The organism is Streptantibioticus parmotrematis (assembly GCF_019890615.1).
GTDB classification, from domain to species: domain Bacteria; phylum Actinomycetota; class Actinomycetes; order Streptomycetales; family Streptomycetaceae; genus Streptantibioticus_D; species Streptantibioticus_D parmotrematis.
On the sequence record NZ_JAINVZ010000003.1, the window covers coordinates 20,914 to 40,994 of the forward strand.

General features: G+C 73.3%; 18 protein-coding genes. 3 read left to right on the forward strand and 15 right to left on the reverse strand.

Features of this window, described 5'->3' with window-relative positions:
- Window positions 1-4: 4 nt before the first annotated feature.
- Both K7472_RS05230 and K7472_RS05235 read right to left on the reverse strand, forming a co-directional pair.
- Window positions 5-1,480, reverse strand: coding sequence for an amino acid permease (locus tag K7472_RS05230; RefSeq protein WP_372457920.1), 1,476 nt, complete (start codon window positions 1,478-1,480; stop codon window positions 5-7).
- 138 nt (window positions 1,481-1,618) lie between these two features.
- The gene (locus tag K7472_RS05235) at window positions 1,619-3,067 is read right to left on the reverse strand and encodes a GuaB1 family IMP dehydrogenase-related protein (protein WP_222974476.1); all 1,449 of its coding nucleotides are present in this window, start codon (window positions 3,065-3,067) and stop codon (window positions 1,619-1,621) included.
- A 213-nt stretch (window positions 3,068-3,280) separates the two neighbouring features.
- Between K7472_RS05235 and htpX the strand changes: the two genes are divergently transcribed.
- A complete protein-coding gene (htpX, locus tag K7472_RS05240; RefSeq protein WP_222974479.1) occupies window positions 3,281-4,183 on the forward strand; it encodes a zinc metalloprotease HtpX in 903 nt (300 codons plus the stop codon).
- 181 nt (window positions 4,184-4,364) lie between these two features.
- The gene (pspAB, locus tag K7472_RS05245) at window positions 4,365-4,949 is read left to right on the forward strand and encodes a PspA-associated protein PspAB (protein ID WP_222974481.1); all 585 of its coding nucleotides are present in this window, start codon (window positions 4,365-4,367) and stop codon (window positions 4,947-4,949) included.
- A 92-nt stretch (window positions 4,950-5,041) separates the two neighbouring features.
- On the opposite strand, the gene K7472_RS05250 is transcribed toward pspAB, so the two are convergent.
- The 5 genes from K7472_RS05250 to def all read right to left on the reverse strand — a co-directional run bounded on the left by K7472_RS05250 (window position 5,042) and on the right by def (window position 10,180).
- Window positions 5,042-6,031 (reverse strand): sugar-binding transcriptional regulator, encoded by a 990-nt coding sequence (locus K7472_RS05250; protein WP_222975221.1) that lies wholly within the window; start codon window positions 6,029-6,031, stop codon window positions 5,042-5,044.
- A gap of 255 nt (window positions 6,032-6,286) precedes the next feature.
- Window positions 6,287-6,973: a ribulose-phosphate 3-epimerase gene (rpe, locus tag K7472_RS05255; RefSeq protein ID WP_222974483.1), complete on the reverse strand. Its 687-nt coding sequence runs from the start codon at window positions 6,971-6,973 to the stop codon at window positions 6,287-6,289.
- Window positions 6,974-7,044: 71 nt separating this feature from the next.
- Window positions 7,045-8,499 (reverse strand): RsmB/NOP family class I SAM-dependent RNA methyltransferase, encoded by a 1,455-nt coding sequence (locus K7472_RS05260; protein WP_222974485.1) that lies wholly within the window; start codon window positions 8,497-8,499, stop codon window positions 7,045-7,047.
- 82 nt (window positions 8,500-8,581) lie between these two features.
- Window positions 8,582-9,520, reverse strand: a complete 939-nt coding sequence (gene fmt, locus K7472_RS05265; protein WP_222974487.1) for a methionyl-tRNA formyltransferase — start codon at window positions 9,518-9,520, stop codon at window positions 8,582-8,584.
- A 114-nt stretch (window positions 9,521-9,634) separates the two neighbouring features.
- A complete protein-coding gene (gene def / locus K7472_RS05270) occupies window positions 9,635-10,180 on the reverse strand; it encodes a peptide deformylase (protein ID WP_222974489.1) in 546 nt (181 codons plus the stop codon).
- Between the two features lie 350 nt (window positions 10,181-10,530).
- On the opposite strand from def, the gene K7472_RS05275 reads away from it, so the two are divergent.
- The gene (locus K7472_RS05275; protein ID WP_222974491.1) at window positions 10,531-11,016 is read left to right on the forward strand and encodes a hypothetical protein; all 486 of its coding nucleotides are present in this window, start codon (window positions 10,531-10,533) and stop codon (window positions 11,014-11,016) included.
- Between the two features lie 206 nt (window positions 11,017-11,222).
- Here the strand turns inward: K7472_RS05275 and K7472_RS05280 are convergent, their stop codons facing one another.
- From K7472_RS05280 to K7472_RS05315, 8 genes are all read right to left on the reverse strand, one after another.
- Window positions 11,223-13,382, reverse strand: a complete 2,160-nt coding sequence (locus tag K7472_RS05280) for a primosomal protein N' (RefSeq protein WP_222974493.1) — start codon at window positions 13,380-13,382, stop codon at window positions 11,223-11,225.
- A 129-nt stretch (window positions 13,383-13,511) separates the two neighbouring features.
- Complete coding sequence (gene metK, locus K7472_RS05285) at window positions 13,512-14,720, reverse strand: methionine adenosyltransferase (RefSeq protein WP_222974495.1); 1,209 nt, start codon at window positions 14,718-14,720, stop codon at window positions 13,512-13,514.
- 399 nt (window positions 14,721-15,119) lie between these two features.
- The gene (gene coaBC / locus K7472_RS05290) at window positions 15,120-16,325 is read right to left on the reverse strand and encodes a bifunctional phosphopantothenoylcysteine decarboxylase/phosphopantothenate--cysteine ligase CoaBC (RefSeq protein WP_222974498.1); all 1,206 of its coding nucleotides are present in this window, start codon (window positions 16,323-16,325) and stop codon (window positions 15,120-15,122) included.
- Between the two features lie 190 nt (window positions 16,326-16,515).
- The gene (gene rpoZ, locus K7472_RS05295; RefSeq protein ID WP_109454176.1) at window positions 16,516-16,785 is read right to left on the reverse strand and encodes a DNA-directed RNA polymerase subunit omega; all 270 of its coding nucleotides are present in this window, start codon (window positions 16,783-16,785) and stop codon (window positions 16,516-16,518) included.
- A gap of 61 nt (window positions 16,786-16,846) precedes the next feature.
- Window positions 16,847-17,440: a guanylate kinase gene (gmk, locus tag K7472_RS05300; protein WP_222974500.1), complete on the reverse strand. Its 594-nt coding sequence runs from the start codon at window positions 17,438-17,440 to the stop codon at window positions 16,847-16,849.
- A 48-nt stretch (window positions 17,441-17,488) separates the two neighbouring features.
- On the reverse strand, window positions 17,489-17,812 hold the full coding sequence (locus K7472_RS05305; RefSeq protein WP_109454174.1) for an integration host factor: 324 nt from the start codon (window positions 17,810-17,812) through the stop codon (window positions 17,489-17,491).
- Between the two features lie 226 nt (window positions 17,813-18,038).
- Window positions 18,039-18,887 carry an orotidine-5'-phosphate decarboxylase gene (pyrF, locus tag K7472_RS05310; protein ID WP_372457921.1) on the reverse strand — a complete coding sequence of 283 codons (849 nt, stop codon included), beginning with the start codon at window positions 18,885-18,887 and terminating at the stop codon, window positions 18,039-18,041.
- A complete protein-coding gene (locus tag K7472_RS05315; protein ID WP_222974502.1) occupies window positions 18,884-19,996 on the reverse strand; it encodes a quinone-dependent dihydroorotate dehydrogenase in 1,113 nt (370 codons plus the stop codon). The genes pyrF and K7472_RS05315 overlap by 4 nt, the downstream gene beginning before the upstream one ends.
- Window positions 19,997-20,081: the final 85 nt, after the last annotated feature.

Sequence of the window (20,081 nt, forward strand, 5' to 3'; positions counted from 1 at the left end):
CGGTTCACTTCTCCGGTTCGGGGCGGGCGAGCCGGGAGCGGCGCAGCCCGTAGGCGAAGTAGATCACGAGGCCCACGGCCATCCATCCGCAGAACACCATCCAGGTGGTGAACTCCAGGCTCGTCATCATCCACAGGCACAGCCCGAAGCCGATCAGCGGCGTGACCGGGCTGAACGGCGTGCGGAACGACCGCTTCAGCTCAGGCCGCCTGCGGCGCAGCACCAGCACGGCGAGGTTGACCAGCGCGAACGCGAACAGAGTGCCGATGCTGGTCGCGTCGGCGAGCTGGCCGAGCGGCACGACGGCGGCCAGCACCCCGCAGAACAGCGAGACGATCACGGTGTTGGCGCGCGGCACGCCGGTGCGGGCGTGGACGGTGGAGAAGACCTTGGGCATCAGGCCGTCGCGGGACATCGCGAACAGGATGCGGGTCTGCCCGTACAGCACGGTCAGCACGACGCTGGCGATCGCGACGACCGCACCGAGGGCCAGCAGCACGGCCCAGAAGCCCTGTCCCGTGACCTGCTGCATGATCGTGGAGAGCGTGGCGTCGACGTCGCCGAACGCCTTCCACGGCATCGCGCCGACCGCGACGAGCGCGACCAGGCAGTACAGCACGGTGACGATCAGCAGCGAGAGCATGATGGCGCGCGGCAGGTCGCGCTGCGGGTTCTTCGCCTCCTCACCGGCCGTGGAGGCGGCGTCGAAGCCGATGTAGGAGAAGAACAGGGTGGCGCCCGCCGCGCTGACCCCGCCGACGCCCAGCGGCATGAAGGGCGCGTAGTTGCCGGACTTGATGCCGGTGAAGGCGACCGCGCAGAACAGCAGCAGGGAGACGATCTTCACCGCGACCATGACGGTGTTGGCCCGGGCGCTCTCCTTGGCGCCGCCGAGCAGGAAGCCCATGGCGAGCAGCACGACCAGCAGCGCGGGGACGTTGACGATGCCGCCGCCGCCCGGCGGGGCGGACAGCGCGGCGGGCAGGGTGACGCCGAGGGTGCCGTGCAGCAGTTCGTTGAGGTACTGGCCCCAGCCGACCGCGACCGCGGCGACCGAGACGCCGTACTCCAGGATCAGGCACCAGCCGCAGATCCAGGCGACCAGCTCGCCGAGGGTGGCGTACGCGTAGGAGTAGGAGGATCCGGCGACCGGGATGGTGCCGGCCAGTTCCGCGTAGGACAGGGCGGAGAACAGCGCGGTGAAGCCCGCGATGACGAAGGAGATCACGACGGCGGGCCCGGCCTTGGGGACCGCCTCGCCGAGCACCACGAAGATGCCGGTGCCGAGGGTGGCGCCGATGCTGATCATGGTGAGCTGCCACATGCCCAGCGAGCGCCGCAGCGTGCCACCGGTGCCGGTGCCGCCCTCGGCGACCAGCCGCTCGACGGGCTTGCGGCGGGCCAGCGCGGCGCCCAGGCCCGCGCGGGCCGGTGCGGCGGGTGCCGTCGCCTGCTTCGCCGGCCGCGTGCCGGTATTCACCACTGACCTCCATCGGGATGCGGACGCGGTCTGCATACTCATGCGGAACCGCAGGTACCTATGCTAAACGGTACCTGCGGTTCCCTGCCCGTATGAGGTTGTGGCCTGCGTCTCAGAGGGCGGACACCCTCTGCTGCCTTACGACCAGCTGCTGTGCAGCGGCTTGCCCTCGGCATAGCCGGAGGCGCTCTGCACGCCGACCACGGACCGCTCGTGGAACTCGGCCAGCGATCCGGCGCCCGCGTAGGTGCAGGAGCTGCGCACGCCCGCGATGATCGAGTCGATCAGGTCCTCCACCCCCGGGCGGGCCGGGTCGAGGAACATCCGCGAGGTGGAGATGCCCTCCTCGAACAGCGCCTTGCGGGCCCGGTCGTATCCGGACTCGTCGCTGGTGCGGTTGCGCACGGCGCGGGCCGAGGCCATGCCGAAGCTCTCCTTGTACAGCCGCCCGTTGGCGTCCTGCTGGAGGTCGCCGGGCGACTCGTAGGTGCCGGCGAACCACGAGCCGATCATCACGTTGGACGCGCCCGCGGCCAGCGCCATCGCCACGTCGCGCGGATGGCGCACGCCGCCGTCCGCCCACACGTGCTTGCCGTACTTGCGTGCCTCGGCGGCGCACTCCAGCACCGCGGAGAACTGCGGGCGGCCCACGCCGGTCATCATCCGGGTGGTGCACATCGCGCCGGGGCCGACGCCCACCTTGATGATGTCGGCGCCCGCCTCGATCAGGTCGCGCACGCCCTCGGCGGCCACGATGTTGCCCGCCACGATCGGCACCCGCGGGTCGAGGCCGCGCACCGCCCTGATGGCGGAGATCATCGACTCCTGGTGGCCGTGCGCGGTGTCGATGACGAGCGTGTCCACGCCCGCGTCGAGCAGCTGCTTGGCCTTGCCCGCGACGTCGCCGTTGATGCCGACCGCGGCGGCGACGCGCAGGCGGCCGTCGGCGTCGACGGCCGGGGAGTACAGGGTGGCGCGCAGGGCGGCCTTGCGGGTGAGGATGCCGACCAGGCGGCCGTCGGCGTCCACCGCGGGGGCGAGCTTGCGGTGGGCGTCCTCCAGGCGGTTGAACGCCTCGCGCGGGTCGATGTCCGCGTCCAGCAGGAGCAGGTCCCTGGACATGATCTCGCCGAGCTGGGTGAAGCGGTCCACCCCGGACAGGTCCGTCTCGGTGACCACGCCGACCGGGCGGCCGTCGGCCACCACCACGCCCGCGCCGTGCGCCCGCTTGGGCAGCAGCGCGATGGCGTCGGCGACGGTGTTGTTCGGGGCGAGCACGATGGGGGTGTCCAGCACCAGGTGGCGCTGCTTCACCCAGGAGATGACCTCGGTCACCACCTCGATGGGGATGTCCTGCGGGATGACGACCAGGCCGCCGCGGCGGGCCACCGTCTCGGCCATCCTCCGCCCGGCGATCGCGGTCATGTTGGCGACGACGAGCGGAATGGTGGTGCCCGTACCGTCCGGCGACGACAGGTCCACCGCCTGCCGGGACCCCACCGCGGAACGGCTGGGGACCATGAAGACGTCGTCGTAGGTCAGGTCGTACGGGGGCTGAGCATCATTGAGAAAGCGCACGTACTTCATTTTTGCACGGGAGGGGGGAAATCCCTGCTTGGAGGAACCTCCCGGATCGCCGGAACGTTGTTGGGGCATGATCCGAGACAGTGTTCCGGGACGCGGTTCCGGGCAGTGTCCTGGGGCCGCTCGGGGCTTGTACGGTCACGACGGAGAGACAATCGAAGCAGGCGTCCTCCGGCCAGACGTGACCGGCCGGGCCCTCGGACCCCGGGAGGGGATATGAACCGCACGCGCTTTGCCCCGGACCGGGGGCTGTCCAGTCGCATGGTCGTCACCATGTTTCTCATCGGCCTGCTCTACGTGGTCTTCGTGGGCGCGCTCCTCGCGCTGCTGCGCGGCGCCTGGCCGATCATCCTGATCATCGCGGGCGGCCTGTTCATCGCGCAGTTCTGGTTCAGCGACAAGATCGCCGCGTTCAGCATGGGCGCCCGGGAGGTCACTCCTGAGGAGTTCCCGCAGCTGCACGGCGTCGTCGACCGGCTCTGCGCGCTGGCCGACATGCCCAAGCCGCGGGTCGCGGTCGCCGACAGCGACGTGCCCAACGCCTTCGCCACCGGCCGCAACGCCGACAAGGCCATCGTCTGCGCCACCACCGGCCTGCTGCGCCGGCTGGAGCCGGAGGAGCTGGAGGGCGTGCTCGCCCACGAGCTGTCCCACGTGGCGCACAAGGACGTCGCGGTCATGACGATCGCCTCGTTCCTCGGCGTGCTGGCCGGGATCATCACCCGCATCGGTCTGTGGGGCGGCTTCCGCTCCCGGGGCAACAACCAGAACGCGGCCATCGTCGCCCTGCTGATCCCACTGGTCAGCGCGGTGGTCTACGCGATCAGCTTCCTGCTGACCCGGATGCTGTCGCGGTACCGCGAGCTGTCCGCCGACCGCTCGGCCGCCCAGCTGACCGGCCGCCCGTCCGCGCTGGCCTCGGCGCTGACCAAGGTGAGCGGCACGATGGCCCGCATCCCGACGGAGGACCTGCGCAAGGCGGAGCCGTTCAACGCCTTCTACTTCGCGCCGGCCATCGCCTCCAAGGAGAGCCTGTCCAACCTGCTGTCCACCCACCCGACGCTGGAGCAGCGCCTGGAGCAGCTGGGCCGGATCTCCACCGAACTGAACGAGGCCTGAGCCCCGGTCCACCGCCTCGCGGCCCGGGTCCTGGGGTACCCGGGCCGGGGCGTGCCGGCGTCGTCGTGGCACCGGCGCCCTGGGCGCCTTCGCCCGGCGGCCGACCGCCCCGCCGCTTCCGCGGTCCCTCCCGCCCTTCCCCGTCTCGCCGTCCCCCTCGTTCGCCAAGGAGCTACCGCCCGTGGGATTCCTCGACACCCTGCTCGGTCGCAGCAAGCCGGTACGTCCCGACCTCGACCAGCTCTTCGGACTGCCCTCGGCCGCGGTGACCCTCCAGGCCGCCGCCGGGTTCCAGCCCACCGGTGAGGGCTCGGTGTGTTTCGCGGCCGTCGAGGGCGGCGCCTTCGCCCAGGCCCGGGAGGAGGTGCAGGGGCTGCTGGACGCGGACGTGGAGACCGGCGGGATCCCGGTGGAGTTCCACCAGGACGACTACCACTACACCTGGCTGCTCTCCCGGCACACCCCGGACGACGTGGCGGGCCTCGTCAACGACCTGCACGCGGTCAACACCATCCTCCAGGACGGCGGCTTCGGCCCGCAGTTGCTGTGTTCGCTGGTGGGATTCCGCAACGCCGAGGGGCAGTCGCTGGCGCTGGTCTACCTCTACAAGCGCGGCACGTTCTACCCGTTCGCGCCACGCCCGGGCGAGAAGCGGGACAACGCGCTGGAGTTGCAGATCAAGGCGATGGTCGCCAACGACCTGCGGGTGGAGGACGACCTGAGCCGCTGGTTCCCGGTGTGGGGAGCCCCGGGCATCGCGGACTGACGGCCGGTGCACCCGCCGGCAAACTGACTGACGCCCCGTCAACCACCTCACGCGGCAAGCCTTTTGAAGCCCTGTCAGGTCGGCACGGGGTCCTAGGCCTCGCCCGGGTCCGCGCGGTCCAGGGCCGGACGGGAGCCCGGGGACTGCTGGTCGAGCAGGTGGTCGGCGGCCGCGGTGTCGGTGACCAGGCTGGTGACCAGGCCGGAGCGCAGCACCGCGCCGACCGCGTTGGCCTTGCGGATGCCACCCGCGATGGCGACCACCTCGGGCACCGCGCGCAGCCGGTCGGCGTCCACGGTGATGCAGCGCTCGCGCAGGTCGCGGCCGACGCGGCGGCCCTCGGCGTCGAAGAGGTGGGAGGACATCTCGGCGGCCACGCCCAGGTCCGCGTAGTGCTTGCGCTCGGCGTCGGACAGCGCGTCGTACACCGTCGAGACCCGCGGTTCCCACGAGCCGATGGAGACCACCGCGACGGTGACCTTGTCGAAGTAGCCCATGGCCGCGGCGATCCCGGTCTGCTGGCGCAGCGCGGCGGCGGTCGCCGCGTCGGGCAGCACCATCGGCGCGTACAACGGGTGTGCCTCCCCGCCGGAGACGGCGGCGGCCCGGCGCACCGCCTCGACCGAGCCGCGTTCCGCGGTCCCGGCGTCGTACACGCCGGTCAACTGCACGACGGTGCACGGCGGGAGGCGGTCCAGCGCGTTCGCCATGGTGATGATGGAACGGCCCCAGGCCAGCCCCAGCACGTCGCCCTCGGTGACCAGCTCGCCGAGCAGTCCGGCGGCGACCGCGCCGAGGTTCTCCGGGTCCGGGGAGTCCTGGTCCTGGTCGGCGGGGGACTCCACCACGACGGCGTGTCTCAGCCCGTAGCGGGCGCGCAGCGCGTCGGAACGCTCGGCGTCGAGTTCGGCGGGGACGCGGATCTCGATGCGGACCAGATCACGCTCCAGCGCCGATTCCAGGACCCGGGCCACCTTGAAGCGGCTGACGCCGAACTCCTCGGCGATCTGGATCTTGGACTTGCCTTCCAGATAGAACCGGCGGGCCATCGCTGCCGCCTGCACCATCTCGGCGGGGCCCATGCGGACCGGTGAGCGGCCAGTGGTCACGTCACCCTCCCCTGGGGGTCCCCCTGCGGGCACAGGGGGCTCATCTGATTGCCAACACGCTCATTCTTGCAGATTACGCGGCGTCCTGACCGGTACGACGATGACTACTTCCCGGTCTTTCGCTCCGCCGCCCTCCTCAACATACGGGAACGGCGCCTCCCCGGCTCGGGCCCGCGAGCCCGCTTACCCGGCTGTGCCCCCGTGCGCCGTCCGCTGTTCAGCGAGGGTTCAGTGACCGCAGGCCCAGGGGGCCGAGGCCGCCGCGGACTCCGCCTGGGCGCGCAGCCCGCGCACCGCCTCGGCCGGATCACCGGCTCCGTAGACGGCGGATCCGGCCACGAAGACGTCCGCCCCGGCCTCGGCGCAGCGCTCGATGGTGGACTGCGAGACGCCGCCGTCCACCTGGAGCCACAGGTCCAGTCCGTGCTTGGCGATCAGCTGCCGGGTGCGGCGGATCTTGGGGAGCATGATGTCGAGGAAGGACTGGCCGCCGAAGCCCGGCTCGACCGTCATCACCAGAAGCATGTCGAGCTCCGGCAGCAGGTCCTCGTACGGCTCGATCGGGGTGGCCGGGCGCAGGGCCATCGCCGCACGCGCGCCCTTCGCGCGGATCTCCCGGGCCAGCTTCACCGGCGCGGCCGCCGCCTCGGCGTGGAAGGTGACGGATCCGGCGCCCGCCTCCACGTATTGCGGGGCCCAGCGGTCCGGGTCCTCGATCATCAGGTGGCAGTCGAGCGGGGTGCCGGTGGCCTTGCGCAGCGACTCCACGACGGGCACGCCGAGCGTCAGGTTGGGCACGAAGTGGTTGTCCATCACGTCGACGTGGAGCCAGTCGGCCCCGGAGACGGCCTCCGCCTCCTCGGCGAGCCGGGCGAAGTCGGCGGACAGGATGCTCGGGTTGATCTGCGCGCGCATGCGCCCAGTATGGCGGGTCGAACGCCCCGCCGAGGAAACGGGGGCGGCGGGATGGGCGCCGCCCCCGCCGGTCACGCGGTGCGCCGCAGCAGCGCCAGGTACATCGCGTCGGTGCCGTGCAGATGCGGCCACAACTGCACGTCCGGGCCGTCACCCAGCTCCGGCACGCCGTCCATCGTGGGGCGGGCGTCGAGGAACTCGGCGGTGATGTCCGCGCCGGGCCGGGCCAGCACGTCGTCCACCACGGCCCGGGTCTCGGCCGGGTGCGGCGAGCAGGTCGCGTAGCCGACCACCCCGCCGACGCGGACCGACCGCAGCGCGGAACGCAGCAGCTCCCGCTGGAGCGGCGCGAACCCCGGCACGTCCTGCGGGCGCCGCCGCCAGCGCGCCTCGGGCCTGCGCCGCAGCGCGCCGAGCCCGGTGCACGGCACGTCCACCAGCACCCGGTCGAACGCGCCCTCCCGCCAGGCCGGACGCGTGCCGTCGGCGGTGACGACCTGGTACGGGCCCGGGTTGCCGTCCAGCGCGCGGGCGACCAGCCGGGCGCGGTGCGGCTGCTTCTCGGCGGCGACCAGGGCCGCGCCGCGCTGCGCCGCCAGCGCCGCGAGCAGCGCCGCCTTGCCACCGGGACCGGCGCAGCCGTCCAGCCAGAGCCGGTCGGGGCCCTCCAGCGGCGCGCCGGCCAGCGCGAGGGCGACCAGCTGACTGCCCTCGTCCTGGACTCCGGCGCGGCCGTCGCGTACCGCCTCCAGCGCGGCCGGGTCGCCGCCGTCCGCCATCCGCAGCGCGTACGGCGACCAGCGGCCCGGCTCCGCCTCCTCGCCCACCTCGGCGGCGAGTTCGGCGGGGGCGCAGCGTCCTGGACGGGCCACGAGCGTCACCTCGGGGCGCTCGTTGTCGGCCGCGAGCAGGTCCTCGATGCCCTGCCTGCCGCCGCCGAGCGCGTCCCACAGCGCGGAGACCACCCAGCGGGGGTGCGAGTGGACGACCGCGAGGTGTTCCTCGGGGTCCTCGTCGTACGGCGGCGCCACCCGGTCCAGCCAGCCGTCGAGGTCATCGGCGGCGATCTTGCGCAGCACCGCGTTGACGAAGCGGGAGCGCCCGTCGCCGACGACCGCGCGGGCCAGCTCGACGGTGGCGGAGACCGCGGCGTGCGGCGGGATGCGGGTGCCCAGCAACTGGTGCGCGCCGAGGGTCAGCACGTCGAGGACCGGCGGGTCGACCTCGCCCAGCGGACGGTCGACGCAGGAGGCGATCACCGCGTCGTAGGTGCCCTGGCGGCGCAGGGTGCCGTAGACGAGTTCGGTGGCGAGCGCCGCGTCCCGGCGGTCGAAGTCCCCGGCGCGCTCGGCGTCCCGCAGCAGCGCGGGCAGCACGAGGTTGGCGTACGCGTCCCGCTCGTCCACCGCGCGCAGCGCGTCGTAGGCGAGCTTGCGGACCGGGTCGGGCGCGGGCTTGCGGTAGGGCTTGCGCTGCGGCGTGCCGTGCGGCCTGGCCTGCGGACGGCGGCGGGGGTGGTCGTTCAAGGAAAGGTGCTCCGGAAGAGGATCGGCGGTGGCGCGAGCCGCCTCGCGTCGTGCGGCCGCCCTGCGCCACCAGCGTACGGCGTCACTCCCCCAGGCGATCACCGGAGGCCAGCCGGACCCCGCGGGCCCAGTCCGCCGCGCGCATGCGCTTCTTGCCCTGCGGCTGGACTTCGGTCAGCTCGACGGGGTGCGAGCCGGTGCCGACGTGCACCGCGTTCTTGCCCACGGCCAGCTCACCGGGGGCGAGGCCCAGGTCCGCCCGGTCGGCGGCGAGGGTGACGGGGGCGAGCTTGAGGCGTTCGCCGTGCAACAGCGTCCAGGCACCGGGCGCCGGGGTGCAGCCGCGCACCACCCGGTCGACGCGCAGCGCGGGGGCCTCCCAGTCGACCCGGGCGTCGTCCACCGTGATCTTCGGGGCGAGGGTGATGCCGTCGGCGGGCTGGGGGCGGGCGACCAGGCTGCCGTCCTCGATGCCGTCCATCGTGGCCACCAGGAGTCCCGCGCCGCTGTGCGAGAGCCGTTCCAGCAGGTCGCCGCTGGTGTCGCGGGGACGCACCGTCTCGGTGGTGACCCCGTAGACCGGGCCGGAGTCCAGGTCCTGTTCGATGAGGAAGGTCGCCGCGCCGGTCACCTCGTCACCGGCCAGCACCGCGTGCTGAACGGGGGCCGCGCCGCGCCAGGCGGGCAGCAGCGAGAAGTGCAGGTTGACCCAGCCGCGCGCGGGGATCTCCAGCGCCGCCTTGGGCAGCAGGGCGCCGTAGGCGACGACCGGGCAGCAGTCCGGGGCGATCTCGCGCAGCCGGGCGAGGAAGTCCTCCTCCTTCGGGCGGCCCGGCTTGAGCACCTCGATCCCGGCCTCCTCGGCCCGCTGGGCCACCGGACTCGCCACCAGCCTGCGGCCCCGCCCGGCGGGCGCGTCGGGCCGGGTGACCACCGCGGCGACCTCGTGCCGGTCGGACGCCAGCAGCGCGTCCAGGGCGGGAACGGCGACCTCGGGGGTACCGGCGAAGACGAGCCTCATCGTGGGTGGGATGCCTTTCGGGAACGGTGGATTGGCGAGCCGGGCAGTCGGCGGGGGTCGGCAGGTCGGACGGTCAGGGAACCGGGCGGGGAGCTGGGGCGGCGACCAGCGGTCTCACAGGGCTCGTCCGAAGGTGCTGTGCGGGGAGTCCTTGACCTGGAGCGGTGCCTCGCCCGCCCATTCCGCCTCGCGTATCGCCCGCAGCGCGGCCTCGCGCTGCTCGGGGTCGAGGCGGTCGATGAAGATGATGCCGTCGAGGTGGTCGGTCTCGTGCTGGACGCAGCGGGCCAGCAGTTCGGTGCCCTCGACGACGACCGGGTCGCCGTACATGGTGAAGCCCCGGGCGACCACGCCGTGGGCGCGCTTGCAGTCGTAGCGCAGGCCCGGCAGCGACAGGCAGCCCTCGGGGCCGTCCTGCTCCTCGTCGGTGAGGGTGAGGTCCGGGTTGACCAGGTGGCCCAGCTCGCCGTTGACCCGGTAGGTGAACACCCTCAGCGACACCCCGAGTTGGGGCGCGGCGAGACCGGCGCCGGGGGCGTCGACCATGGTGTCGGTGAGGTCCTTGACGAGGGTGCGCAGTTCCTTGTCGAAGACGGTCACCGGCTGGGCCTTCATGCGCAGCACCGGATCGCCGAACAGCCGGATCGGCAGGACGGACACGGGCGGACTCCTGTCGACGGGCGACGGCACGGAAGGAACGGAGGAACGAGGGAACGGAGAATCGGCCCAAGTCTATGTCCCGCCCGGCGTGTCCAGGGGCGCGGGCGAGCCGTCCAGGGGCTCGAACAGCGCGTTCCCCGCCCACCGGTCACGACCGGCTCGTCCCGGGGGCGTACGAAGCCGTGCGCGCCTCCTGGCCGCCCCGGTACGCCCCTGGTGCGTGACCCCACGGGCGGCTGGCGCGTTGGTCAAGAGAGATTGACCGGACGGGTCGCCCGGCGGCCCGTCGTCTCCTGGACCCTCAGGTTTCCGTACACACTCACAGCATCGCCGGTTCGAGAGGCTTGTTCATGGCCGACCACGCAACCCACGACGCCCAGGCACGGGCCAGCCTGCACCTGCTGGTGCGGGACATCGAGCGGGTCCGCCGGCAGGTGGACGCACTGCGTACCCTCACCGCGCAACTGGGCAATGTGTATCGCCCCAGGCGCAGCGGGCCTGCCGCGGGATTCGTCGTCTACGGGCGCGCCCCCGCGCCGACCGTCCGCCTGGCCCAGGAACTGCGGGACAGCGTCGAGACCCTGGTGACCGCCGCCGTCGACTTCGACCGGTCGCTCGGCTTCTCGTGGGACGCGGTGGGCTCCGCCCTCGGTGTGACGAAGCAGGCGGTGCACCGGCGTTACGGGACGCGCCGGGCCACCGCGCCGGGGGCGCAGGAGGAGGCGCCGCGCGGCACGGTCCCGGCGGCCCGCACGATGCCGATGGGACCGCAGCCCGCGCCGGGAGTGCGCGACGACGCCTTCCCCGGGGCGCTGCCGGGGCCGCGCAACGGCTGACGCGAGCCGACAGGCCGCACGACGGCTGACAGGACCGGGTCCGGCCCGCGCCCGAACGATCCACCCCCGCACGCGCCGCGTTCCGCACCGCCGCCCGCCACGCCGACAGGTCGGGCGCCGGAGCGGACGCGAGCGCCGGGTGCGCGCCCCCCGATGACAACCACCGACAACTGCTGACAACCGCTGACAACCGCGCGTCCGCCGCGTCACCCGATGTCGGGCGGGTCGATCCGTACCCGCACCGGATCCGTCTGCCGGCGGGCCGTGCGCGCGATCTGGGCCGTCTTCAGCGCCGCCGCCAGCGCGCCCCCGTTGCCCGGGCGCACCCGCAGCAGTACCCGGTCCCACCGCTCCCCCGGCGGCGGGTCGCCGGCCCGCCGGGGCCTGCCGGGCGGCGCCTCGGGCAGCGGCACCGGGCCCAACACGTCCGTGTCGTCCGGCAGTTCCGCGGTCTCCAGCAGGTCCGCCACCGCGGCGGGGAGCCCGGTCAGCGAGGCCATCCGGGAGACCGGGGGGAAGCCCAGCTCGGCCCGGTCGGCGAGTTCGCGCGCCGCGTGCCCGGCCGGGTCCCAGCGCACCAGGGCCTGCACCGGCCGCAGCGTGGGCTCGGCGAGCGCCACCACGGTGCCGCCTTCGTGCCCGGGCCGGACGAGCGCGGAGGCCAGCAGCCAGCGGCGCAGCGCCTCCTCACCGGCCCGCAGGTCGGGACGGCCCAGCAGCGCCCAGCCGTCGAGCAGCAGCGCCGCCGCGTATCCGGGGCCGTCCGCCACCGGTTCGGCGCCCGGCGTGGAGATCACCAGGGCGGGCCGGTCCGGCACCCGGGTGAGGACCGCGTCCCGCCCGGAGGTGCGCACCGGGACGGCGGGGAAGGCGCGGCCGAGTTCGTCGGCGGTGCGCCGGGCGCCGACCACCTGCGCGCGCAGCCGCGTACCGCCGCAACTCCCGCAGTTCCAGGCCGCCTCGGGCCTGCCGCACCAGCCGCAGTGCAACGTGCCGCCGCCCTCGCGCGGCGCGTCCGCCAGCTCCAGCGGTCCGGCGCAGTGCGCGCAGCGCGCGGGTTCCCGGCAGCGCTCGCAGGCCAGCCGGGGCACGTAGCCGCGCCGGGGCACCTGCACCAGCACCGGCCCGTGCTGGAGGGCGTCGCGGGTGACCTGCCAGGCCAGCGACGGCAGCCGGGCCGCGCGCGCGGCGGCGTCCCGTGCCTGGTCGCCGTCGCCCACCGTCCGGATCAACGGCGCGGCCTCGCGGACCCGTTCACGGTCGGCGGTCAGGGGCGCGGCCCAGCGGCGCTCCAGCAGTTGGGCGCCCTCGACGGTCATCGCGTGGCCGCCGAGCAGGAATCCGGCGCCCTCGTCGGCGGCGCGCAGCAGCAGCACGTCACGGGCGTGCGGCTGCGGGGCGTGCGGTTCGGCGTGGCTGGAGTCGCCGTCGTCCCACAGCGCGGCGAGTCCGAGGTCGCGGACGGGGGCGAAGACGGCGGCGCGGGTGCCGACGACGGCGCGCACGGTGCCGCGGTTGACGGCGAGCCAGCGGCGGTAGCGCTCCTCGGGGCCGCTGTCCGCGGTGAGCACGACGTGGTGGCCCTCCCCCAGCAACGCGGTCAGGGCGGCGTCGGCCCGGGCGACCGCCCGGCCATCCGGCAGCACGGCGAGCGCGCCACGGCCCGATGCGAGGGTGGCGGCCATCGCGCGGGCCAGCTCGTCGGGCCAGCCCGGCCCGGGCAGCGCGGTCCACACCGCGCGCGGCGACCCGCCCCCGGCCAGGGCCTCCAGGTAGCCGGGGCCGGTGGGGTACCGCGTCCAGCCGCCGGGCGCGGGCGGCGCGGGAACGGGCGGCGGCTCGCCGGGCGCCGCGTTCTCCGGCCGGACCCGGCGCGGTGGCACCGCCAGTTGCACGACGTCGGCGAGCGCCCCGGCGTAGCGGTCGGCCACCGCCCGGCACAGCCGCAGCAGCGCGGTCCCCAACACCGGCTCAGGGGACAGCACTTGGGCGAGCGGGGCGAGCGGGCCCGGGTAGTCGCTGGACGGCAACCGCTCGATCACGAAGCCGTCGTGCAGCTCACCGCCCTCCCGGCGCCCCTTGACCACCCGCGCCCCGAACCGCACCCGCACCCGCACGCCCGGCTGCGCCTGCTCGTCCATCGCCTCGGGCACGGCGTAGTCGAAGTACTGGTCGAGGTGGAGCAGCCCCTTGTCGACCAGCACCCGGGCCACCGGCAGCTCAGGCGCCAGCGCCACCCCCCGCCAGCTGCGCGGCTTGGCCCGCGGCTGCTTGGCCTTGCGCACCTCTTCCCGGATGAGCGCGAGCTGCTCCCCCCCGGCCCCCGCCCCCGGGGCACCCGGCGCTTCGTCGTCCTCGCTGCTCACAACGCCATTCCTACCAGAGGGGTCGGACAGTAACGGGCGCGTGGGGAGCCGTTCCGGGGAACGCCCGGGGCCCGGACGGCTGGTCGCCGTCCGGGCCCCGGAAGGTGGTGCGTGGTGCGGGCGCGCCCCCTACAGCCCCGCTGCCGCGCGCAGGGCGTCGACGCGGTCGGTGCGCTCCCAGGTGAAGTCGGGGAGTTCGCGGCCGAAGTGGCCGTACGCGGAGGTCTGGGCGTAGATCGGGCGCAGCAGGTCCAGGTCGCGGATGATGGCGGCCGGGCGCAGGTCGAAGACCTGGGAGATGGCCTGCTCGATCTTCTCGACGTCCGCCTTGGCGGTGCCGAAGGTCTCCACGAACAGGCCGACCGGCTCGGCCTTGCCGATCGCGTACGCGACCTGCACCTCGCAGCGGGAGGCGAGGCCCGCGGCGACCACGTTCTTGGCGACCCAGCGCATCGCGTAGGCGGCCGAACGGTCGACCTTGGACGGGTCCTTGCCGGAGAAGGCGCCACCGCCGTGGCGGGCCATGCCACCGTAGGTGTCGATGATGATCTTGCGGCCGGTGAGGCCGGCGTCGCCCATCGGGCCGCCGATCTCGAAGCGGCCGGTCGGGTTGACCAGCAGCCGGTAGCCGTCGGTGTCGATCTTGATGCCCTCGTCCAGCAGCGCCTTCAGCTCCGGCTCCACCACGAACTCGCGGATGTCCGGGGCCAGCAGGGAGTCCAGGTCGATGTCGGAGGCGTGCTGCGAGGAGACGACCACGGTGTCGAGGCGGACCGCCTTGTCGCCGTCGTACTCGATGGTGACCTGGGTCTTGCCGTCGGGACGCAGGTAGGGGATCGTGCCGTTCTTGCGGACGTCGGTGAGCCGCTTGGACAGCCGGTGCGCCAGCGTGATCGGCAGCGGCATGAACTCGGGCGTCTCGTCGCACGCGTAGCCGAACATCAGGCCCTGGTCGCCCGCGCCCTGCCGGTCCAGCTCGTCCTCATCGCCCTCGACCCGGGACTCGTACGCCGTGTCGACACCCTGCGCGATGTCGGGGGACTGCGAACCGATGGACACCGACACACCACAGGAGGCGCCGTCGAAGCCCTTCTTGGAGCTGTCGTACCCGATCCCGAGGATGGTGTTGCGGACCAGGGTCGCCACGTCGGCGTAGCCCTTGGTCGTCACCTCTCCGGCGACGTGCACAAGACCGGTCGTGATCAGCGTCTCCACGGCGACCCGGGAGGTCGGGTCCTCCTTCAGGAGCGCGTCGAGAATGGTGTCGCTGATCTGGTCAGCGATCTTGTCGGGGTGACCCTCGGTCACGGACTCCGAGGTGAACAGGCGGCGAGACACATCGCTCCCTGGGGTTGCAGCGGCTGCTGGCTGATAGGAGAAGTCCGCATGCGGGGCTGCGCCCGTCGGACCACGGCCAGTTTAACGGTCGTGTCGAGCGGACGGACACCGCGTCTCGGTCCGTGGATGGCTCCATGGACCCGATGACCTGCGTCTCCCGCTCGAACACTACGACGATACGCCTTTCACCGTACGGAAACGGGGGTATTCGCCCGGTCAGGCGTGCCGCATGCCGCACCCGATCGCGACGGCGCGCCGCACCCGATGCGCGACGGCACGCCGCACTCATTCGGCGACGGTGTGCCGCACCGATGCGTGATCGCGCCCCGTACCCGATGCGCGATCACGCGCCGCGTGCGGCGCATGTCTCCGGTCCGTGCCGCACCCCCGGCCGAACGGTCACCAGCGCCGGGCAACCAGGTCCCACACCACGTCGGCCAGGGCTTCCTTGGGTCCGTACGGCACGGGCGTCTCGGTGCCGTCGGCGGCGAGCACCACGGCCTCGTTCTCCTCCGAGCCGAAGGTCCTGCGCTCCCCCACCTCGTTGACGACCAGCAGGTCGCAGCCCTTGCGGGCGAGCTTGGCGCGGCCGTTGGCGAGCACGTCGTCGGTCTCGGCCGCGAAGCCCACGACGACCTGCCCGGCATGGGGGCGGTCGGCGGCCAGCTCGGCCAGCACGTCGGGGTTGCGGACCAGCTCGACGGGGGCGGGCTCCTGGCCCTCCCGCTTCTTGATCTTGCCGGCGGCGTAGGTGGCGGGCCGGAAGTCGGCCACCGCGGCGGCCATGACCACGGCGTCCGCGTCCGAGGCGGCCTTGAGCACCGCCTCGCGCAGCTGGACGGCGGTGCCCACGCGGACCACGTCGGCGCCCGCCGGGTCGGCCAGGTCGGTGTTGGCGGCCACCAGCGTGACCCGGGCGCCCCGGGCGACGGCGGTCCGGGCGAGGGCGTAGCCCTGCTTGCCGGAGGAGCGGTTGCCGAGGAAGCGCACCGGGTCCAGCGGTTCGCGGGTGCCGCCCGCGCTGACCACGACGTGCCGCCCGGCGAGGTCGGCGCTCCCGCCCTCGGCACCCCGGGCCAGCACGCGGCGGCAGACCTCGAAGATCTCGGCGGGGTCGGGCAGCCGCCCCTTGCCGGTGTCGACGCCGGTCAGGCGGCCCACCGCGGGCTCGATGACGACCGCGCCACGGCGGCGCAGGGTGGCGACGTTCTCCCGGGTGGCGGGGTTCTCCCACATCTCGGTGTGCATGGCGGGCGCGAAGACGACCGGACAGCGTGCGGTGAGCAGCGTGTTGGTCAGCAGGTCGTCGGCGAGGCCGTGGGCGGCGCGGGCCAGGGTGTCGGCGGTGGCGGGGGCGACGACGACCAGGTCGGCGGCCTGCCCGATCCGCACGTGCGGCACCTCGTGGACGTCGTCCCACACCTGCGGGGAGACGGGGTTGCCGGACAGCGCCGACCAGGTGGGCTCGCCGACGAAGCGCAGGGCGGAGGCGGTGGGCACCACGCGCACGTCGTGACCGGACTCGGTCAGCCGCCGCAGCAGCTCGCACGCCTTGTACGCGGCAATGCCGCCGCTCACCCCCAGGACGACCTTCGGCCTGTCCATCGCCTCTCCCCACTGTCGCGTCACTGTCGCGTCGCCGGTGTGATCCGGCGGGACCGTACCGTTCCATGACACACCACGGGCCCGGCGGTGGTGGCCGCCGGGCCCGTGGTGGTGATGCCTTCGCGTGCGCGCGAAGCGCCGTCCGCGTCGCCCTGACGGGCTGATTACCGCGCGGATTTACTGGGCCGATTTACTGGGCCGACTCGACGGCCTCGGAGGTCAGCAGGCCCGCGTTGATCTCGCGCAGCGCGATCGACAGCGGCTTCTCGTGCACGTGGGTGTCCACGAGCGGGCCGACGTACTCCAGCAGGCCTTCGCCGAGCTGGGAGTAGTAGGCGTTGATCTGCCGCGCGCGCTTGGCCGCGTAGATCACGAGGCTGTACTTCGAGTCGGTGGCCTCGAGCAGCTCGTCGATCGGCGGGTTGATGATGCCCTCGGGCGTGGTGATGGAAGAGGACACGCTCTGCCTTTCGCTGCTGGGGTTGACTGGACTGCCGCGGGAAACGCGGAACGCGGTTCCGTCAGCTGTCCACCATCAAGGCTAGCAGCTCACGCGCCACGTCCTCGACGGAGGTGTTGACCAGGGTGGTGTCGAACTCCGACTCGGCGGCCAGTTCGGTACGGGCCACCGTCAGACGCCGTTCGATCACCTCGGGCGACTCGGTGCCGCGGCCTGTGAGCCGGCGCACCAGCTCGTCCCAGCTGGGCGGCGCGAGGAAGACCAGCCGGGCCTCGGGCATCGACTGGCGGACCAGCCGGGCGCCCTGCAGGTCGATCTCCAGCAGCACCGGCACACCCTGCGCGAGGTGGTCGGCCACCGCCTGCCGGGGGGTGCCGTAGCGGTTGCCCGCGAACTCGGCCCACTCCAGCAACTCACCGTTGGCGATCAGCTTGTCGAAGACGTCGTCGTCGACGAAGTGGTACTGCACGCCGTCCCGCTCGCCCGGCCGGGGCTTGCGGGTGGTCGCGGAGACCGACAGCCAGATCTCCGGATGAACGGTGCGCAGATGAGCGACGACCGTGCTCTTGCCGACCCCGGAGGGGCCGGAGAGCACGGTCAGCCGCGGACGTACGTCCGGGGGTACGGGGGACGTCCCCCGGGAGTGTGCAGCCATGGAGCGATTATCCCGGTTCTCCGCCCAGGCGGAAAACGGCGACGGCCGTCAGGCGGCGCCGCCGCCGAACTCCCGCTCCAGGGAGGCGATCTGGTTGGAACCGAGACCGCGCACGCGGCGGCTCTCGGAGATCCCGAGCCGCTCCATGATCTGCTTGGCGCGGACCTTGCCGACGCCCGGCAGGGACTCCAGCAGGGCGGAGACCTTCATCTTGCCGATGACCTCATTCTCCTGGCCCGACTTGATGACCTCGTGGAGGGAGGCGCCGGAGTGCTTGAGACGATTCTTGACCTCGGCGCGCTCCCGGCGAGCCGCGGCGGCCTTCTCGAGCGCGGCAGCGCGCTGTTCAGGGGTAAGGGGCGGAAGAGCCACGCCTACGTCACCTCGGATGTAGAACTGTCGGATACTGACCGGTGTGGAACCTAGTTGCTCCGCACTCGCAGAGCAACGAGCAACGCGCTTACGTGCGTTCTCCTGTCGGAGACTAGCGGGCGAACCCGCTCCCGTCAGCGAGAACAGACGAAAAGTCCTGGTCAGACTCGATTCCCTGACGATCTGAGGTCACTTTTCGGACATAAGTGACGCCAGTCGCGGCCGGTCAGGCCTCGACGACCGCCCGGACGTCCTCCACGATCCGGGCCGCGGCGGCCGTCAGCGCCGTGACGTCAGGGCCGTGGCGCAGGACGTCGCGGCTGACGCTCGGCAGCACGTTGGGCAGCGCGGCGCCGAAGACCACCGGCAGATCGGCCGGGGTCGCGCCCTGCGCCCCGATGCCGGGGGCGAGCAGCGGCCCGCCGGTGTCGAGGTCGATGCCCGCCGCGGCGATCGTGTCGCCCAGGGTCGCGCCGACCACCGCGCCGAACGAGCCCATCGGCCGCTCCCCCGCGTTCTCGGCGCGCAGGTGGCCCAGGACGGATCCCGCGACCGTGGTGCCGTCCGGGCGCAGGGCGTGCTGGACCTCGGCGCCCTCCGGGTTGGAGGTGAGCGCCAGCGCGAAGATCCCGCAGCCGGACTCCCGGGCCGCCTCGACGGCCGGGCGCAGCGACCCGTAGCCGAGGTAGGGGCTGACGGTGACCGCGTCGGAGAACAGCGGGCTCGCCGGGTCCAGGTAGGTCGCGGCGTACGCGGCCATGGTGGAGCCGATGTCGCCGCGCTTGGCGTCCATCAGCACCAGGGCGCCGGCCGCGCGGGCCTCGGCGACCGTGCGCTCCAGCACGGCGATGCCGCGCGAGCCGAACCGCTCGTAGAACGCGGACTGCGGCTTGAGCACCGCGATCCGACCGGCCAGCGCCTCGACGGCGGTCAGCGAGAAGCGTTCGAGGCCGTCGGGGGTGTCGTCCAGGCCCCAGGCGGCCAGCAGGGAGGCGTGCGGGTCGATGCCGACGCACAGCGGCCCGCGGGTGTCCATGGCGCGGCGCAGCCGGGCACCGAAGCTCTCCGTCGTCACGATGCGTTCTCCTTGCGGACGTCCGCGCCGACGGCGTCGGCGAGGGTGGCGTGGGGGCTCGCGGCGAGGCGCTCGGCGAGGCCCCGGTGGATGGCGCGGCACCAGAAGGGGCCCTCGTAGATGAAGGCGCTGTAGCCCTGGACGAGGGTGGCCCCGGCGAGGATGCGCTCCCAGGCGTCGTCGGCGGTGGTGACGCCGCCGACGCCGACCAGCGTGACGCGGTCGCCGACCCGGGCGTACAGCCGCCGCAGGACGTCGAGGGAGCGGGCCTTGAGGGGGGCGCCGGACAGGCCGCCGGTCTCCGCGACGAGCGCGGGAGCGCTCGTGAGGCCCAGGCCCTCGCGGGCGATGGTGGTGTTGGTGGCGATGATGCCGTCCAGGCCGAGTGCGACGGCGAGGTCGGCGACCGCGTCGACGTCCTCGTCGGCGAGGTCCGGCGCGATCTTGACCAGCAGCGGGACGCGGCGGGAGGTCACGGTGCGGTCGGCGGCCTCGCGGACGGCGGTCAGCAGCGGGCGCAGGTGGTCGACGGCCTGGAGGTCGCGCAGGCCCGGGGTGTTGGGTGAGCTGACGTTGACGACCAGGTAGTCGGCGTGGGCGGCCAGTCGCTCGGTCGAGGTCACGTAGTCGCCGACGGCTTCCGCCTCGGGGACGACCTTGGTCTTGCCGATGTTGACGCCGACGACGGCCTTGAAGGCCGCCCGGCGCTCCGCGAGGCGGGCGGCGACGGTGGCCGAGCCGTCGTTGTTGAAGCCCATGCGGTTGATCAGGGCGCGGTCGGCGACCAGGCGGAAGAGGCGCTTGCGCGGGTTGCCGGGCTGGGGGTGCGCGGTGACGGTGCCGATCTCGACGTGGTCGAAGCCGAGCATCGCCATGCCGTCGATGGCGACCGCGTTCTTGTCGAACCCGGCCGCGAGCCCGAACGGGCCGTGCATGCGCAACCCGAACGCCTCGGTGCGCAGGCGTACGTCGCGCGGGGCGAGGACGGCGGCGACGTACGTGCGCAGCACGGGGACGCGAGCGGCCAGCCGGATCCAGCGGAACGCGAGGTGGTGGGCCTTCTCGGGGTCCATGCGGCGGAAGATCAGACGGAAGAACAACTGGTACATAAGGGACTCTCCACGGCAGGGTGCGGCCAAGGCGGGACGGGCGAGGGGCGAGCCGGGCGGCGGGGGCGGCGCGGCGGGCCGCCGG